This is a genomic window from Nocardia pseudobrasiliensis NBRC 108224 (assembly GCF_001613105.1).
In the GTDB taxonomy this organism is placed as follows: Bacteria; Actinomycetota; Actinomycetes; order Mycobacteriales; family Mycobacteriaceae; genus Nocardia; species Nocardia pseudobrasiliensis.
Window position 1 is genome coordinate 301,792 of record NZ_BDBS01000005.1, and the last position, 15,480, is coordinate 317,271.

General features: G+C 68.0%; 13 protein-coding genes. 7 read left to right on the top strand and 6 right to left on the bottom strand.

Annotation, left to right across the window (positions count from 1 at the left end):
- Positions 1 to 3: 3 nt before the first annotated feature.
- On the bottom strand, positions 4 to 1,605 hold the full coding sequence (locus NP4_RS08305; protein ID WP_373863814.1) for a dolichyl-phosphate-mannose--protein mannosyltransferase: 1,602 nt from the start codon (positions 1,603 to 1,605) through the stop codon (positions 4 to 6).
- A 209-nt stretch (positions 1,606 to 1,814) separates the two neighbouring features.
- On the opposite strand from NP4_RS08305, the gene rsmI reads away from it, so the two are divergent.
- Together rsmI and NP4_RS08315 are read left to right on the top strand one after the other, a co-directional pair.
- Entirely contained in the window at positions 1,815 to 2,663 is an 849-nt protein-coding gene (gene rsmI / locus NP4_RS08310) for a 16S rRNA (cytidine(1402)-2'-O)-methyltransferase (protein ID WP_067994399.1), read from the top strand.
- 160 nt (positions 2,664 to 2,823) lie between these two features.
- Positions 2,824 to 3,573 carry a CPBP family intramembrane glutamic endopeptidase gene (locus tag NP4_RS08315; RefSeq protein ID WP_169813691.1) on the top strand — a complete coding sequence of 250 codons (750 nt, stop codon included), beginning with the start codon at positions 2,824 to 2,826 and terminating at the stop codon, positions 3,571 to 3,573.
- A 1-nt stretch (position 3,574) separates the two neighbouring features.
- On the opposite strand, the gene metG is transcribed toward NP4_RS08315, so the two are convergent.
- Positions 3,575 to 5,134, bottom strand: a complete 1,560-nt coding sequence (metG, locus tag NP4_RS08320) for a methionine--tRNA ligase (RefSeq protein WP_067994404.1) — start codon at positions 5,132 to 5,134, stop codon at positions 3,575 to 3,577.
- A gap of 59 nt (positions 5,135 to 5,193) precedes the next feature.
- Between metG and NP4_RS08325 the strand changes: the two genes are divergently transcribed.
- Together NP4_RS08325 and NP4_RS08330 are read left to right on the top strand one after the other, a co-directional pair.
- A complete protein-coding gene (locus NP4_RS08325) occupies positions 5,194 to 6,021 on the top strand; it encodes a TatD family hydrolase (RefSeq protein WP_067994406.1) in 828 nt (275 codons plus the stop codon).
- A 194-nt stretch (positions 6,022 to 6,215) separates the two neighbouring features.
- Entirely contained in the window at positions 6,216 to 7,343 is a 1,128-nt protein-coding gene (locus NP4_RS08330) for a resuscitation-promoting factor (RefSeq protein WP_067994409.1), read from the top strand.
- On the opposite strand, the gene NP4_RS08335 is transcribed toward NP4_RS08330, so the two are convergent.
- On the bottom strand, positions 7,344 to 8,111 hold the full coding sequence (locus tag NP4_RS08335; RefSeq protein ID WP_067994412.1) for an SDR family NAD(P)-dependent oxidoreductase: 768 nt from the start codon (positions 8,109 to 8,111) through the stop codon (positions 7,344 to 7,346).
- A 168-nt stretch (positions 8,112 to 8,279) separates the two neighbouring features.
- Here NP4_RS08335 and NP4_RS08340 point away from each other — a divergent pair, with 168 nt between their 5' ends.
- The 3 genes from NP4_RS08340 (at position 8,280) to rsmA (ending at position 11,584) form a co-directional block, all read left to right on the top strand.
- Positions 8,280 to 9,419 carry a lipase family protein gene (locus NP4_RS08340; RefSeq protein WP_245997770.1) on the top strand — a complete coding sequence of 380 codons (1,140 nt, stop codon included), beginning with the start codon at positions 8,280 to 8,282 and terminating at the stop codon, positions 9,417 to 9,419.
- Between the two features lie 73 nt (positions 9,420 to 9,492).
- A complete protein-coding gene (locus tag NP4_RS08345) occupies positions 9,493 to 10,659 on the top strand; it encodes a lipase family protein (RefSeq protein WP_067994416.1) in 1,167 nt (388 codons plus the stop codon).
- A 43-nt stretch (positions 10,660 to 10,702) separates the two neighbouring features.
- Positions 10,703 to 11,584, top strand: coding sequence for a 16S rRNA (adenine(1518)-N(6)/adenine(1519)-N(6))-dimethyltransferase RsmA (rsmA, locus tag NP4_RS08350; protein ID WP_067994420.1), 882 nt, complete (start codon positions 10,703 to 10,705; stop codon positions 11,582 to 11,584).
- 439 nt (positions 11,585 to 12,023) lie between these two features.
- Here the strand turns inward: rsmA and NP4_RS08355 are convergent, their stop codons facing one another.
- From NP4_RS08355 to NP4_RS08365, 3 genes are read right to left on the bottom strand one after another with little or no spacing between them, the layout of a single operon-like run.
- Complete coding sequence (locus NP4_RS08355; protein ID WP_067994423.1) at positions 12,024 to 14,252, bottom strand: heavy metal translocating P-type ATPase; 2,229 nt, start codon at positions 14,250 to 14,252, stop codon at positions 12,024 to 12,026.
- Positions 14,249 to 15,151 (bottom strand): DUF8832 domain-containing protein, encoded by a 903-nt coding sequence (locus NP4_RS08360; RefSeq protein ID WP_067994425.1) that lies wholly within the window; start codon positions 15,149 to 15,151, stop codon positions 14,249 to 14,251. Before NP4_RS08360 ends, NP4_RS08355 begins: the two co-directional genes overlap by 4 nt.
- Positions 15,148 to 15,357 (bottom strand): heavy-metal-associated domain-containing protein, encoded by a 210-nt coding sequence (locus NP4_RS08365; protein WP_062514183.1) that lies wholly within the window; start codon positions 15,355 to 15,357, stop codon positions 15,148 to 15,150. The genes NP4_RS08360 and NP4_RS08365 overlap by 4 nt, the downstream gene beginning before the upstream one ends.
- Positions 15,358 to 15,480: the final 123 nt, after the last annotated feature.

A 15,480-nucleotide genomic window follows, 5' to 3' on the forward strand; every position in this document is an offset into this window, starting at 1 on the left:
CGTTCAGCGCCAGCTCGGCAGCCACAGATGGTCGTGCCAATCACCGGTGGTGATCGGCAGCGCGGTGAGAATCGGCCACAACCAGATGAAATTGGCGACCACGAGCGCGAGATACAGGCAGACCAGCAGCAGATTGAGATTGCGGCGTTCGGTGGTGATCGGCCAGCGATGTCCGCCGGGTCCGCGCGCGAACGGCGCGGGGCCGAGAATATCGCCGAGTACCAGCGCGATTCCCATCACGAGGAACGGTGCCATCGGCAGCGCGTAGAAGTAGTACATCTGACGGTCCAGCACCGCGAACCAGGGCAGCAGGCCCGCGCCGTAACCGACCAGCACCGCGGCGTAGCGCCAGTCGCGCCGGGTCGCGGTGCGCCAGATCGCCCACGCCAGCATGGGCAGCGACAGCCACCAGATGGCGGGTGTGCCGATCAGCATCACCGCCTTCACACAGACCGATTGGCCGCAGCCGGTGACCCCGTTGTCGGCGTAGTAGTAGAGCATCGGCCGCAGCGACATCGGCCAGGACCAGGGCTTGGATTCCCACGGATGATGATTGCCCGCCGAATTGGTCAGGCCCTCATGGAAGTTCAGCGATTCGCCGTGGTTGTGCCACAGCGACCGCAGGGCATCGGGCACCCAGGACCAGAAGCCGCCGTAACCGATCGGATCCTTCCCGGCGTAGGGATTGCCCACCGAATAGCGGTCGTAGCCGTCCTCGCTGGCCAGCCAGAGCGAATAGCTGCCGAGATAGACCAGCACCGGAATGAGCACCAGCGCGTACAGCGCGGGGCCGATATCGCGGATCGCGGTGCCCGCCCAGGGCCGCGGCACCCGGTAGGCCCGCCGGGCCGCGAGATCGAAACCCACCGAGAGCAGCCCGAACGCCGCGATGAAGTAGAGCCCCGACCACTTCGTGCCGGTGGCCAATCCGAGTAGCAGCCCCGCCCCGAAACGCCACCAGCGCACGCCCAGACGAGGCCCGAAGGCGCTCAACGCGATTCGGCCCTGCGCGTCGGCGCGGGCCATCCGCTCGCGGATCTGATCGCGATCGACGATCAGGCAGCCGAAGGCCGCGGTGACGAACAGCGCCTGGAAGATGTCGAGCATGCCGATACGCGATCCGACGAATGTGGTTCCGTCGCAGATCAAAAGCAGTCCGGCGAAGGCCCCGATCAGGGTCGAGCGCGACAGCCGCCGGGCGATGCGGATGACCAGCAGCACCAGAATCGACCCGGCCACCGCGGCACTGAACCGCCACCCCCACGGGCTGTAACCGAAGATCATCTCGCCCAGCGCGATCATCTGCTTGCCCACCGGCGGATGCACGATAACCCCGTAGGCCGGATTGTCCTCGACCCCGCTCCCGGTCAGCATCTGCCAGGCCTGCGCCGGGTAGTACTTCTCGTCGAAGACCGGCGTACCCGCATCGGTGGGATATCCGAGTTCCAAGAACCGGGTGACCACGGCGACCGTGGTCAGAAACAGCGTGACCACCCACCCGCGCGCCCAGTCGGTAGGTCCGAAATCGGGGGAGGGGCGTAGCGGCGCCGGACTGGACAAGGCCGGGCCTGCGCCGATCGCCGGTCGCACGTCGGTCTGAGTCACGGTGTCTATCTTGCCTCCGCTTCGCTCCGGCGGCTTCGCGGCCCTGAGTCTCGTCGTTGCGCGGTCGAGACTCGCGCTTCGCGCATGCGCTTCGACCGCGCAACGACGAGACGGCCGCGAAGCTTGTAGCTGGGGCTGGTGTGCCCGGGGTGCTTTCGCTCGTCGGGTATGTGATGGGGTAGGGGTATCGAAACGAGACGGGAGTGGTGATGACCGATCAGGCCGCCGGGCGGCTGGTGCTCGCGGCGACGCCTATGGGCGATGTCGGGGATGCCTCGATGCGGCTGCGGGTGGCGCTGGGGTCGGCCGAGATCGTGGCGGCGGAGGATACGCGGCGGACGAAGGCGCTGGCCAAGGCGTTGGAGGTGGAGATCACCGGGCGGGTGGTGAGTTTTTACGATCACGTCGAGGCCGCGCGAATCCCGTTGTTGCTGGAGGAGATCGAGGCGGGGCGGACCGTGCTGCTGGTGACCGACGCGGGGATGCCGTCGGTCAGCGATCCCGGCTATCGGATGGTGGCCGCCTGCGTGGAGCGCGGGCTGGCCGTGACGTGTCTGCCGGGGCCGTCGGCCGTCACCACCGCGCTGGCACTGTCCGGATTGCCGATGGAACGGTTCTGCTTCGACGGTTTCGCCCCGCGCAAGGGCGGCCAGCGCAGGCAGTGGTTGCGCACCCTGGTGCGCGAAACGCGGGCCGTGGTCTTCTTCGAGGCGCCGCACCGCCTGGCCGACTGCCTGGCCGACGCCGTGGAAACGCTCGGGCCCGATCGCCGCGCCGCGGTCTGCCGGGAACTGACCAAGACCTACGAGGAGGTCGTGCGCGGCACGCTGGCCGAACTCGCGGCCTGGGCGGTCGAAGGCGCGCGCGGTGAGATCACCGTGGTCGTCGAAGGGGCGCAACCGCTTTCGGCCGATCCCGCGGATCTGGTCGGCGAGGTCGAGGCGTTGGTCGCCGAGGGTGCGCGGCTCAAGGAGGCTTGTGCCGAGGTCGCCGCCGCCACGGGCGCCTCGCGCCGCGAACTCTACGACGCGGTGTTGGCGGCCCGCGCCGCCGAATGAAACCCCGATCGGCACCGTATTTTCGGGGGCAGGTTTGAAATGTAGTTGTTTCGTACTATCGAGGTGTAATGGTGCCGGTTCTGCGGGCGGCACCATTGCGATGTGAAAAGCCTTGGTGGGCTTGATTCTTCAAATGGTGACCGATCGGTAGGGTTCGATGGTGGCAGCGGTCGGAATCTATGTCGTGCTGGCATTTCTCGCCTCGGGCGTACTGCTCGGCGCGCAATCGAATTCGGGCCTCGACCCGGCCGCATTGACCCTGCCGCAGTTCGGGCCCGCGATCTCGGCCGTGGTGACGGCGCTGATATTCCGTCGGCGGCTGCGCGATCGGTTCCCCGCGGCGGTGTCGTCGCGACGGGCCGGCCGGGATCTGCTGATCCTGCTGGCGGGCTGCGCGCTGCTGATCGCGGTCGTCCTCGGCCTGCTGTGGGGCGACGGGACGAGCGCGTACGGCCCGCAGGCCGTGGGCGGTATACCCTTCGCGCTGTTCGTGATTCTGCAACTGATCGGCGCGGCCGGTGAGGAGGCCGGCTGGCGCGGATTCCTGCAACCGGTGCTGGAGAACCGCTACGGCCGATTGCTCGCGGTGCCGATCACCGGAATCGTGTGGGCGCTGTGGCATGTGCAGGCGTTCACCCAGGGCCCGGCGGTGGCCGCGTCGTTCCTCGTCTCGACGGTGGCCTTCGCCTATCTGCTCGGCTGGTCGGCCAACGGCTCGGCGTGGCAGCGGATTTCGATCGCCTCGATCGGCCACTGGATCGTCAATGTCGAGCTGTACCTGGCGGTCGGCGATGAGACCCAGGCTCGTCCGCAGGTGATCTACACCGCCGTCGGCGCGGTCGTCGCCGCGGTGGCCGCGGTCGGACTGCACGCCCTCGGGCGTAGGCCCGCGTACAGCCCGACCGGGTAGTTCAGTCCTTGGGCTCCACGTACTTCGGGAATACCGGTTCCGGCGCGGGCAGCGCCAGACCGGCCGCGATCGGGGTCGCCAGATCCGCGAACGTCCGCTCGGTCTGCCCGAGCTGATCGAGAATGCGCCCCGCCGAACCGGGTATCACCGGCTGCACCAGAATCGAGACGATGCGCAGCACCTCGAGGGTCACGTAGAGCACCGTGGCCTCGCGGGCCACATCCTCCGGGGCGCCCGACTTGGCCAGCGCCCACGGCTGCTGCGCGGAGAAGTACTTGTTCGTCTCGCCCAGCGTCAGCCAGATCGCGTCCAACGCCAGATGCAGCTGCTGCTGGTCGAATTCGTCGCGGCAGCGCGCCAGCAGGCCGTTGGCCCGGTCCAGCAGCGCGCGATCCTCGGCGGTGAATTCGCCGGGAGTGGGTACCGCCGAACCGAAGTCGCGCGCGACCATCTTCAGGCTGCGCTGCACCAGATTGCCGTACTCGTTGGCCAGATCGGTATTGATCCGCCCCACAATGGCGTCGTGGCTGTAGGAGCCGTCCTGGCCGTAGGAGATCTCGCGCAGCAGGAAGAACCGCACGGCGTCGAGGCCGTAGTTCTCGACGAGCTCCAGCGGGTCGACCACATTGCCGACCGACTTCGACATCTTCTCGCCCTTGTTGTACAGAAACCCGTGCACGAAAACGCGTTTGGGTAATTCCACGCCCGCCGACAGTAGGAACGCCGGCCAGTACACGGTGTGGAAGCGGGTGATGTCCTTGCCGATGATGTGCAGATCCGCGGGCCAGAACTTGCGGAACGACTCGGATTCGGTGTTCGGGAAGCCCACGCCGGTGATGTAGTTGGTGAGCGCGTCCACCCATACGTACATCACATGCGCCGGATCGCCCGGCACCGGTACACCCCAGTCGAAGGTGGTGCGGGAGATGGACAGATCCTTCAGCCCGGCCTTCACATAGCTGACGATCTCGTTGCGCCGCGTCGCGGGCAGGATGAAATCGGGCCGCTGCTCGTACAGTTCGAGCAGCTTGTCCTGATACTTCGACAACCGGAAGAAGTAGTTCGACTCCTCGGTCCACTCCACCGGTGTGCGGGTCTCGGTGGCCACCCGGACGCCGTCGTCGAGGACGGTCGTCTCCTCCTCGGTGTAGAACGCCTCGTCGCGCACCGAGTACCAGCCGGAGTAGGTGTCGAGATAGATATCGCCCGCGGCCTGCATCCGCTCCCAGATCGCGATCGAGGAGGCCTGATGATCCTCGTCGGTGGTGCGGATGAACCGGTCGTAGGAGATGTCGAGGGTCTTGTCCATCGCCTCGAACACATCGGAGTTGCGCGCGGCGTATTCCTCGACGGGGACGCCCGCGGCCTTCGCCGCCTGCTGCACCTTCTGGCCGTGCTCATCGGTTCCGGTCATGAAGAACACATCGAAACCGTCCAGGCGCTTGAACCGCGCCAGGGTGTCCGACGAGATGTACTCGTAGGCATGCCCGATATGCGGCGCGCCGTTGGGATAGGCGATGGCCGTGGTGATGTAGAAGGCGGGGCGTCCGGTCGCAGTCATGGTGTCACTACTGTAGTCCGCGTGACCCTGATCGCTCGCGCCGATATCCCCGCCTGACCATGGCCGGTAAGCGACCCGCGCCCGAGGCCCCCGAACCGCTGTTCCCGCTGGTGGACGCGCATACCCATCTGGACGCCTGCGGCGCCTCCGACGCGGAATCGGTTGCCGCCGTGGTGAACCGGGCCGAGGCGGTGGGCGTCGGCCGGGTGGTGACCGTCGCCGACGATCTCGACGCCGCGCGCTTCGCGGTCCGCGCCGCGCACTGGGACGCGCGCGTCCACGCCGCGGTCGCCCTGCATCCGACCCGGGCCAACGCCCTCGACGATGCCGCCAAGGCCGAATTGGAGAAGCTGGCCGCCGATCCGCGCGTGGTCGCGGTGGGCGAGACCGGACTGGATTACTACTGGCCCGGCAAACTCGACGGCTGCGCCGAGATCGAGGAGCAGGTCGAGGGCTTCCGCTGGCATATCGATCTCGCCAAGCGGCTGGACAAACCGCTGATGATTCACAACCGCGAGGCCGATCACGATCTGCTGGCGGTGCTGTTGGACGAGGGCGCACCGGACACGGTGATCTTCCACTGCTTCTCCTCCGACGCGCATATGGCGATGGCCTGCGTCGACGCGGGTTACATCCTGAGCTTCTCGGGCACGGTCAGCTTCAAGAACGCGCACGAGCTGCGCGAGGCGGCCAAACTCGTTCCGGACGCGGCGATCCTGGTCGAAACCGATGCGCCGTTCCTTACCCCGCATCCGTTCCGCGGCGCTCCGAACGAGCCGTACTGCCTGCCCTACACATTGCGCGCCCTCGCGGAGCTGCGCGAACAGGATCCGATCGAGCTCGCGCAGATCACCACGGCCAATGCCGAACGGGTGTACGGCATCTGAATTCCGGCAGTGTGCTGGATCACAGGGCGACCGTTCGGTGCGCGGGTTGTGGTTTTGCGCACTAACATTGCCGCGTCGTAATCCGTCGACGGCTGCGTTATCCAGCCGTTATGTGGAAATCGCCTGGTCCACACCATGGTGTTGTCAGGCCCTGACCCCGTCGTTATCGTGTTGTGACCATGCCGGAGCTTCGGATGCCCGCTCTGCAGCGGATCAACTCGTCGCGATCGCCGCTGCTGTACGCGGCGATCGCCGCGATGCTGATCACGCTCATTCTGGGCGCGTCCCTGGCGATCCTGCATCGCAAGACCGTCACCCTGGTGGTCGACGGCGAACAGACCACGCTCACCACGATGTCGCTGAATGTGCGCGGGGTGGTCAAGGCCGCCGGATTCGTCCTGCATGCCAAGGACGCGCTGTCCCCACCCGGTGACGACGCGGTGCCCGACGGCGGCACCATCACGCTGAACCGGGCCCGGCAGGTGTCGGTCACCTTCGACGGCAAGGTGCATCAGCTGTGGACCACCGGTTACAACGTCGCCGACGCGCTGACCCAATTGAAGATCCCCACCGACGTTTTCGTCTCACCACCACGTCCGACCCCGCTGCCGCTCGAGGGCGCCGCGCTGGCGATCACCAGTCCGAATACGGTGCTGCTCGGCGACAACGGCGCCGAACCGGAGATCGTGCGCATCGCCGCCCCGACCGTCGGCGAACTGCTGCGCGGCCAGGGTGCGCCGCTGATCAATCAGGATTCGGTGGAACCGTCCCCGGATACCAAGCTCACCGTCGGTATGAAGATCACCGTCACGCGTAAACGCGTCGAGAATCGCCTCGAGCGGGTGCCGTTGGATCCGCCGGAGAACGTCATCGAGGATCCGACGATGAATATGAGCCGCACGGTGGTCGAGGATCCGGGCAAGGCGGGCGTGCAGGATGTGACGTACGCGGTCTCGATCGTGAACGGCCATGAGGCCGAGAAGAATCCGATCGCGAACAAGGTGATCGTGCCCGCGGAGCCGAAGACCGTTCGCAAGGGCGCCAAACCCGGCACCGAGGTGCCGCCGGTGCGCGACGGGCCGGTCTGGGACGCGCTGGCCAAATGCGAATCCGGTGGCAACTGGGCGATCAATACCGGTAACGGCTATTTCGGCGGCATCCAATTCGACCAGGGCACCTGGGAGCGCCAGGGCGGTACGCGCTATGCGCCGCGGGCGGATATGGCCACCCGCGAGGAGCAGATCGCCATCGCCGAGGTGACGCGGGCCCGGCAGGGCTGGGGCGCGTGGCCCGCGTGCACCAGTCGGCTGGGGATCGGCTGATTACATCAGCGCCCCGCCGTCGACGCGGATCTCCGAACCGGTGATGTAGCGGCCGTCCTCGGAGGCGACCATCGCGACCGCGCCCGCGACATCCTCCGGATTGCCGAGCGCGCCGCCGTTGAGCCAGCCCATGAGCCGGGTGAACAGCTTCCAATCGGTGTCCGGGGGCACATCGAGATTCGAGGTGAGCCCGGTATTGATGCCGCCGGGCACGATATTCACCGCGCGCAGCCCCTTTTTGGCGTACTCGAGCGCGATGGCCCGGGTCATCGCGTTGACCCCGCCCTTGGAGGCGGAATATGCGGCCATATACGGATGCGCGCTGTGGGCCGCGGTGGAGGAGAAGTTGACCACCACCGGATCGCTGGATTCGAGCAGATGCGGGATGGCGGCCTGGATCATCAGGAACGTCCCGGTCAGATTGATCGCGATGACCTGATTCCACGACTCCAGCGACATGTCGTGGGTGTGTGCGGCGCGGTGGATTCCGGCGGCGTTCACCAGTACGTCCAGCCCGCCGAGGGATTCGACCCCGGCCGCGACGCCCGCGCGCACCGATTCCGCGTCGGAGACGTCGATCACCACGGTGTGCAGCCGGGCGCGGGCGTCGGCGTCGACGGATTCGGCGGTCTCCTTCAGGCCCGGCTCGGAGATGTCAGCGGCGACCAGTGTCGCGCCCTCGGCCAGTAACCGGCGCGCGACGCCCCGGCCGATTCCCGAACCCGCTCCGGTGACGAGCACCCGTCGGCCGTCATATCTACGCTGCATTGCGCTCGTCCTCACTCTCCGCGGACCAATTCGCGACACACCGAAATTAGAACGTGTATCAGTTGGCGTCAATGTGTACGATTCGTGCCGATCGGTCTGGTCTCGTCCCGGTTTGCTTGTCGCAACGGAAAGTGGTGCTGGATGCGATTTTTCGGTTCCCGCAGGCGAATGGCGTTGGCAGCGGTGACGGCGGGGGTGGCCGTGATCGCGAGCGGAACCCAGGCCCAGGCCGCCGCGGCCGTCCCGGGTACGCCGATCGCCGTGGTCGCCCGGCCCGACGGCTGGCGCAATATGCCGGGAACCGGATCCGCGCTCGAGTACTGGACCACCGGATCGGACGGTTCGATCCTGCCGGCCACCGGTGCGGTATTCGTCCCGCCGGGGCCCGCGCCCGCGGGTGGCTGGCCGATCGTGGCCTTCGATCACGGCTCGCTCGGCCTCGGGCCGGAGTGCGGCGGGCAGTCCGATTTCGAACAGGGGCCGTGGACCGATCGCCGGGTGCACGAGGATGTATTCCTGCGGAGCTTCCTCACCAAGGGTTTCGCCCTGGTCGCCCCGGACTATCTGGGACTGGGCCGCTTCGACACCGGCACCCATCCGTATCTGGAATTGAAGACCGAGGCCGGTTCGACGATCGATATGGTCAAGGCCGCCCGGACCGCCCATCCCGAACTGGGCCGCAAATGGCTGGTGCTGGGTGGCTCCCAGGGTGGCCAGGCGGCGCTGGGCACGGCGTCCCTGCAACGAAAAATGGCCCCGGAGCTGGACTTTCGGGGCACGATCGCCATCGACCCCGAATCCGAGGTGGAGAATCTGCTGCCGATGGCCGGTCCATGGGGTCCGGATCTGCCCAGTGTGATCGGTGACGCGCTCACCGCGTTCGTGGTCAGCGTGTTCGCCGGATTGCGGACCGCGCGGCCGGATGCGCGCATGGACAGCTACCTCACCCCCCGCGGCCGGTCGATTCTCGACGGCATCGGCAAGCTGTGCCTGGACGCCATCGCCGATCGCGTGACCGGCGTCGGAATCAGCGATCTGCTGGCGAAACCGCTCTCGGACGACCATTTCCGAGCCATTCTGGCCGACTATCTGGGCGTGCCCACCAGCGGCTACGACCGGCCGATTCTGCTGCTGCTCAATGCCCTCGACATTTCGGCGCCCTCGCCGCTGCATGCCGCGCTGGTGGCGCGGTTCGCGGCCAATCACGTCGATCACAAGGTGGTCGTCGGAATGGGGCGGCATATGCAGCTGAACAAGGAGATGACCGCGGCGATCGACGAATTCCTCACGCGCGTGCGCACATCCTGACTCTCATACTGCTCTCACAAACCGCCGGTACGCTCGCTGCGATTTTGCTGGTGTTGAGAGAAGTTCGGTGGTTATGCGGGTGCGGGGTTGCTGGAGGCAGTGGGTCGTCGCGGCGGTTTCGGCGGGGGTGATGCTGGGCATCGCGGCCCCCGCGCAGGCGGCGGAGGCGGGCACGGCCATCTCGGTGATCGCCCAGCCCGACGGGTGGCGAGGCCAGTCCGGCGGCGCGGTCGTGGAGTACCGGACGCTCGGATCCGACGGTTCGGTGCGGCCCGCCAGCGGCGCGCTGTTCGTGCCCAGCGGTCCGGCGCCCGCGGGTGGCTGGCCGATCATGGCCTACGACCACGGCACCTCCGGGCTGGGGCCCGGGTGCGGCGGACAGTCCGATCCGGCGAGCGCGCCCTATCCCGAGACCAGGGCCAAGGAAGATCGCACGCTGAAGTACTTCCTGGACAAGGGTTTCGCGGTCGTCGCGCCGGACTATCTCGGACTGGGCCGCTTCGATACCGGCACGCATCCGTATCTGGAACGCGATACCGAGGCCACCGCGACGATCGATCTGGTGCGGGCCGCGCGCGCGACCCATCCCGAACTGTCGCGCACCTGGGCGGTATTCGGCGCCTCGCAGGGCGGTCAGGCCGCGCTGGGCACCGGACATCTGCAGCACACCTATGCGTCGGATCTCGATTTCCGCGGGACGATCGCACTGGATCCGGCCTCGGATGTGGAGAAGGTGCTGCCGCTGGCCGGTCCGTGGGTGCCCGAGATTCCGGGGATCAGCGGTAACGGCACCACCGCGTTCATCACCAGCATCCTGGCGGGTCTGCGCGAGGCGCGACCCGACCTCGATGTCGACGGCTATCTCAGCCCGCGCGGCCGGGAGATCGTCGATACGGTCGGCGGACTGTGCCTGGACGCCATCTCCGATCGCGTGCGGGGCGTGAGCATCGGCGAGATGTTGTCGCGCCCGCTGACCGATCCCGCGTTCCGCGCCGCGCTGACCGCGTACATGGCCGTGCCCACCAGCGGTTACGACGCCCCGATCCTGCTGCTGCTCAATGCCGCCGATCTGACGGTCCCCTCGCCGCTGCACGCGACCCTGGCCGCTCAGTTCGCCGCCAACCGCGTCGATTTCCAATCGGTGGTCGGCGTTGGCAAGCACTGTGAGATGAACGATCGGATGTGGTCGGCCGTCGACGCCTTCGCCGCCCGAATCCTGGCGACACCCGCCCAACGCTGAGGCAACGCGAGCGCGGGCCGTGCCGCTTGGTAGTTTGTCGGGCGTGTCCGAACCTGTTGTCGCTGCCCGGGGGCAGGCCGAATTGCTCGGCCCGGCCGAGGTCCGGGTATTGGCGGAGCGGTTCGGCGTGCGGCCGACCAAACAGCTCGGGCAGAACTTCGTCCACGATGCGAATACCGTGCGGCGCATCGTCGCCGCCGCGGGCGTCGGGCGCGACGATGTGGTGGTCGAGGTGGGTCCCGGACTCGGTTCGCTGACGCTGGCCCTGCTCGATGTGGTCGATCGGGTCGTCGCCGTGGAGATCGATCCGGTGCTCGCGGCGCAGCTGCCCGGCACGGTCGCCGAACGCGCGCCGGAGCTGGCGGACCGTCTGAGCGTGGTCGAGGCCGACGCCCTGCGCGTGCGCGCCGCGGACCTGCCCGCCTGCCCGACCGCCCTGGTGGCCAACCTCCCCTACAACGTGGCGGTCCCGGTGCTACTGCACCTGCTGGCCGAATTGCCCACCCTCACAACGGCTCTGGTAATGGTCCAGGCCGAGGTGGCCGACCGCCTCGCCGCCGAACCCGGCTCCCGCATCTACGGCGTCCCGAGCGTGAAGGCGGGCTTCTTCGGCACCGTCCGCCGCGCCGGATCGGTAGGCCGCCAGGTCTTCTGGCCCGTCCCCCAGGTGGAATCCGGCCTGGTCCGAATCCAGCGCTTCCCCACCCCACCCTGGCCCCAGGACGAGCCCCACCGCCACCGCGTCTTCGAAGTCGTAGACGCCGCCTTCGCCCAACGCCGCAAAACCCTACGCGCGGCCCTGTCCGGCTGGGCAGGCTCCGCCGCCGAGGCCGAAAAGCGCCTCACCGCCGCAGGAATAGCTCCCACGGCCCGCGGCGAAACCCTCGACACCGCGGCCTTCGTCCGCCTCGCGCAACAGGGCTGACGGCAAGCCCGCCCACGCCCGATCACCTTCCGGCGCAAGCGGATTCCCGAGTCCCGCCATTCCCGCCCGCGCTGCCGGACTCCACGCGAACCGGCAGCCATCCGGTGGATCACCTGTCGCGAAGCGCGACATCTCCCCGACAGCTCGAGGTGCGCTGGTTGCCAGCCTGGTTGCCCGACAACAAGGTTCGCGAGACTCGCGGCCCAACCATCGGCGTGCACGGTCGGCCCGCGACCCGGCCCTGGAGGCGACGTCCTCGGTCTCGCGGTGGGCTGCCGGGTTCGACATTCTCGGTCTCGCGGTGGCCCGCCGGGTTCGGCATTCTCGCTCTCGCGGTGGCCCGCCGGGTTCGGCATTCTCGCTCTCGCGGTCGGCCCGCCCCACAAAAGATTCCCGGTCTCTCCGCCCTCAGGACGGAGAGACCGGGACCATGCACCGCTCAGCGGAAGGCGCGCAGGCGCAGGCTGTTAGTGACCACGAATACGCTCGACAGGGCCATTGCGGCCCCGGCCAGCATCGGGTTGAGCAGGCCCGCGGCGGCCAGGGGGAGGGCCGCTACGTTGTAGCCGAAGGCCCAGAACAGGTTTCCCTTGATCGTGCGCAGGGTGGCTCGGGACAGGCGGATGGCGGTGCCGACCGTGCGCAGGTCGCCGCGGACGAGGGTGATATCGCCCGCCTCGATCGCCACGTCGGTGCCGGTACCCATGGCCAGGCCGAGGTCGGCGCGGGCCAGGGCGGCGGCGTCGTTCACACCGTCGCCGACCATGGCGACCACGCGGCCCTCGGCCTGCAGCCGCTCGACCACGTCCAGCTTGTCGCTGGGCAGAACCTCCGCGATCACCTCGTCGATGCCGACCCGATCGGCGACCGTCCGCGCGGCGGCGGCATTGTCGCCGGTCAACAGCACCGGCGTGAGGCCGAGCGCTCGCATATCGGCGATGGCCGCGGCGCTGGTGTCCTTGATCGCGTCGGCGATCACCAGCACGCCCCGGGCGATACCGTCCCAGGCCACCACGATCGCGGTGCGTCCGGCGGCCTCGGCCTCGGATTTGGCCTGCGCCAACGCCTCCGGGACCGTGACGGCCCAATCGTCGAGCAGTTCGACCCGTCCGATCACGACCGCGCGCTCGCCGACCATACCCTGTACACCCTTGCCGCCGTGAGATACGAACTGCCGCACCGGTTCCGGCCGCAGTCCCCGCTCGGCGGCTCCCGCGACGACCGCCCGGGCCACCGGATGTTCGGAGCCGTGTTCCACCGCGGCCGCGACCGCGAGCAGTTCCCCGGCGTCCTGGCCCTCGACCGTAACAACCTGTGCCAGAGCCATTTTCCCGGTGGTGACGGTGCCGGTCTTGTCGAGCACCACGGTATCGATGCGCCGGGTCGACTCCAGCACCTGCGGGCCCTTGATGAGAATCCCCAGCTGTGCCCCGCGCCCGGTCCCGACCAGCAGCGCGGTGGGCGTCGCCAATCCGAGCGCACACGGGCAGGCGATGATCAGTACGGCCACCGCCGCGCCGAACGCGGTCGCGATCGAGGTTCCGGCTCCGAGCCAGAAACCCAGCGTCGCAATCGAAATCGCGATGACGATCGGCACGAACACCCCGGCCACCCGATCGGCCAGCCGCTGGACCGGCGCCTTACCGTCCTGCGCCTGTTCGACCAGCGCCGCCATCTGCGCCAGTTGGGTATCGGCCCCGATCCGGGTGGCCCGAACCGTCAGCACCCCACCGGCATTGACGGTCGCGCCCACGACCGGATCGCCCGGTCCGACCTCGACCGGCGTTGATTCGCCGGTCAGCATGCTCATGTCGAGCGCGGAACTGCCTTCGACCACCACACCGTCGGTGGCCACCTTCTCGCCGGGACGGACCAGGAATCGCTCGCCGACCCGCAATTGATCCGTGGGAATCCGGATCTCGCCACCGTCGCGCAGGACCGCGACATCCTTGGCGCCCAATTCCAGCAGCGCCCGCAGCGCCGAACCCGCCCGCTCCTTGGCCCGCGTCTCGAAATACCTTCCCGCAAGGATGAATACGATCACCCCGGCCGCGACCTCGAGATAGATATTCGCCGCGGAGCCGCCGCGTTCGACGGCGAAGCTGAAACCGTGCTTCATACCGGCCATTCCGGCGTCGCCGAAGAACAGCGCGTACACCGACCAGGCGTAGGCGGCGAGGGTGCCCAGCGAGATCAGGGTGTCCATGGTGGCGGTCGCATGCCGCGCGTTGACCCACGCGGCGCGATGGAAAGCCGCACCGCCCCAGAACACCACGGGAGTGGCCAGCGTGAGCGAAAGCCACTGCCAGTTGCGGAATTGCAGGGCGGGCGCCATCGCCAGCACGATCACCGGCACCGCCAGCGCGAGGCTGACCAGCAGCCGCTGCCGCAGCAGACGGGCCGGTGACGAATCCGAATCACCCTGTGCCCGAGTCGGTTCGGTGTCGTGCAGCTGCGCGGTGTAGCCCGCGTCGGTGACCTTCTCGATCAGATCGTCGGCGCTCACCGAGGTCGGGAAGTGCACCCGCGCCTTCTCGGTCGCGTAGTTCACCGTCGCGGTGACGCCGTCGATCCGGTTGAGCTTCTTCTCGATTCGAGACGCGCACGACGCGCAGGTCATCCCGCCGATATCGAGTTCGACCGAGCGTTCACCCGTGGGCGCGCTCATTGATGACCTCCTCCGTGATGCCCGTGACCCGCACCCGCCGCGGCGCTTTCGACGGCCTCGACGGTGAATTCCGCGGTGTGCACCGAACCGCCGTGTGCGAAGTCCAGATACAACCGGTAGGTCCCGGCGCTGGGCGCCTGGGCGTGGAAGGCCACCTGCGGACCGGCCGGGATGGATCCGACCTCACCCTCGGGATGGACGTGCAGGTAGGCCAGGTCGCTGCCGCGCAGCGCCACCAGATGGCCGTACGCGCCCAGATAGGGCTGCAAGTCGGTGACCGGCTGTCCGTCGCGGGCGACGGTGAAGCGCAATTCGCCGCCGCCGGTGGACAATTCGCCGTCGAGGGTGAGTGTGTAACCGTCGACCTCCGCGATGCGCGAGGGTGCGGGCAGGGGCCGCGGCGCGGTGGCGCCCGCGACCGTGACGGTGCGGCTGAGGACCAGCTCGCCCGGGCCGTCGACCGGCGCGAAATCGGCGAAGACGCGATAGGTGCCCGGCTCGTCCCACTTCCAGTCGATCGACCAGGTGCCGTCGGCCGCCAATCGCGGGTGCACGTGCCGATAGTGGGCGGCGTCGGAGCGGACCACGATCAGATGCAGCTGCTTTTCGTGCAGATCGGTGAACTTGGTCACGGGCGCCTCGTTCGGTCCGCCGATCCGGAAGCTCAGGGCTCCGGGGTGATTCGGCTCGGCCGGGGCCGAGATGTCGGTGAGGGTGTAGCCCGCCTGGGTGGTCTGCAATCCGGTGTTCACTGTCTCGCCTGCCTGCGTCGTATGAGATTCGTCGTGCCCGGGGGCCGGATCGGTGCGGTCGCCCAGCAGGGCGCCGAGACCGAACGCGGCCCCGAACAGCACGACCAGTCCGCCGCCGAATGCGGCGAACCGAAGTCGGTCGTTCATGAATTCGCTACCTCGTAACCCGCCTCGTCGACGGCGGTGGCGACCTCGGTGTCGGAGATCGGCGCGGTGGATTCGACCACGACACGGCCGGTGGCCAGGTCGACATCGACGCTGGAGACGCCGTCGATTTTGCCGATCTCCTTCTGCACCGCCGACACGCAGTGGCCGCAGGTCATGCCGGTGACGGTGTAGGTGCTGGTGGCCATGATCGACTCCTCGGTCTCGGTTTCTATACGGTGAGGGGGTATCCCTGACATCTCTGAACATACCCCTGGGGGGTACGGGAAGCAAGTGGCTTGCCACATCGGAGCGGTCACCGCATTACGCTT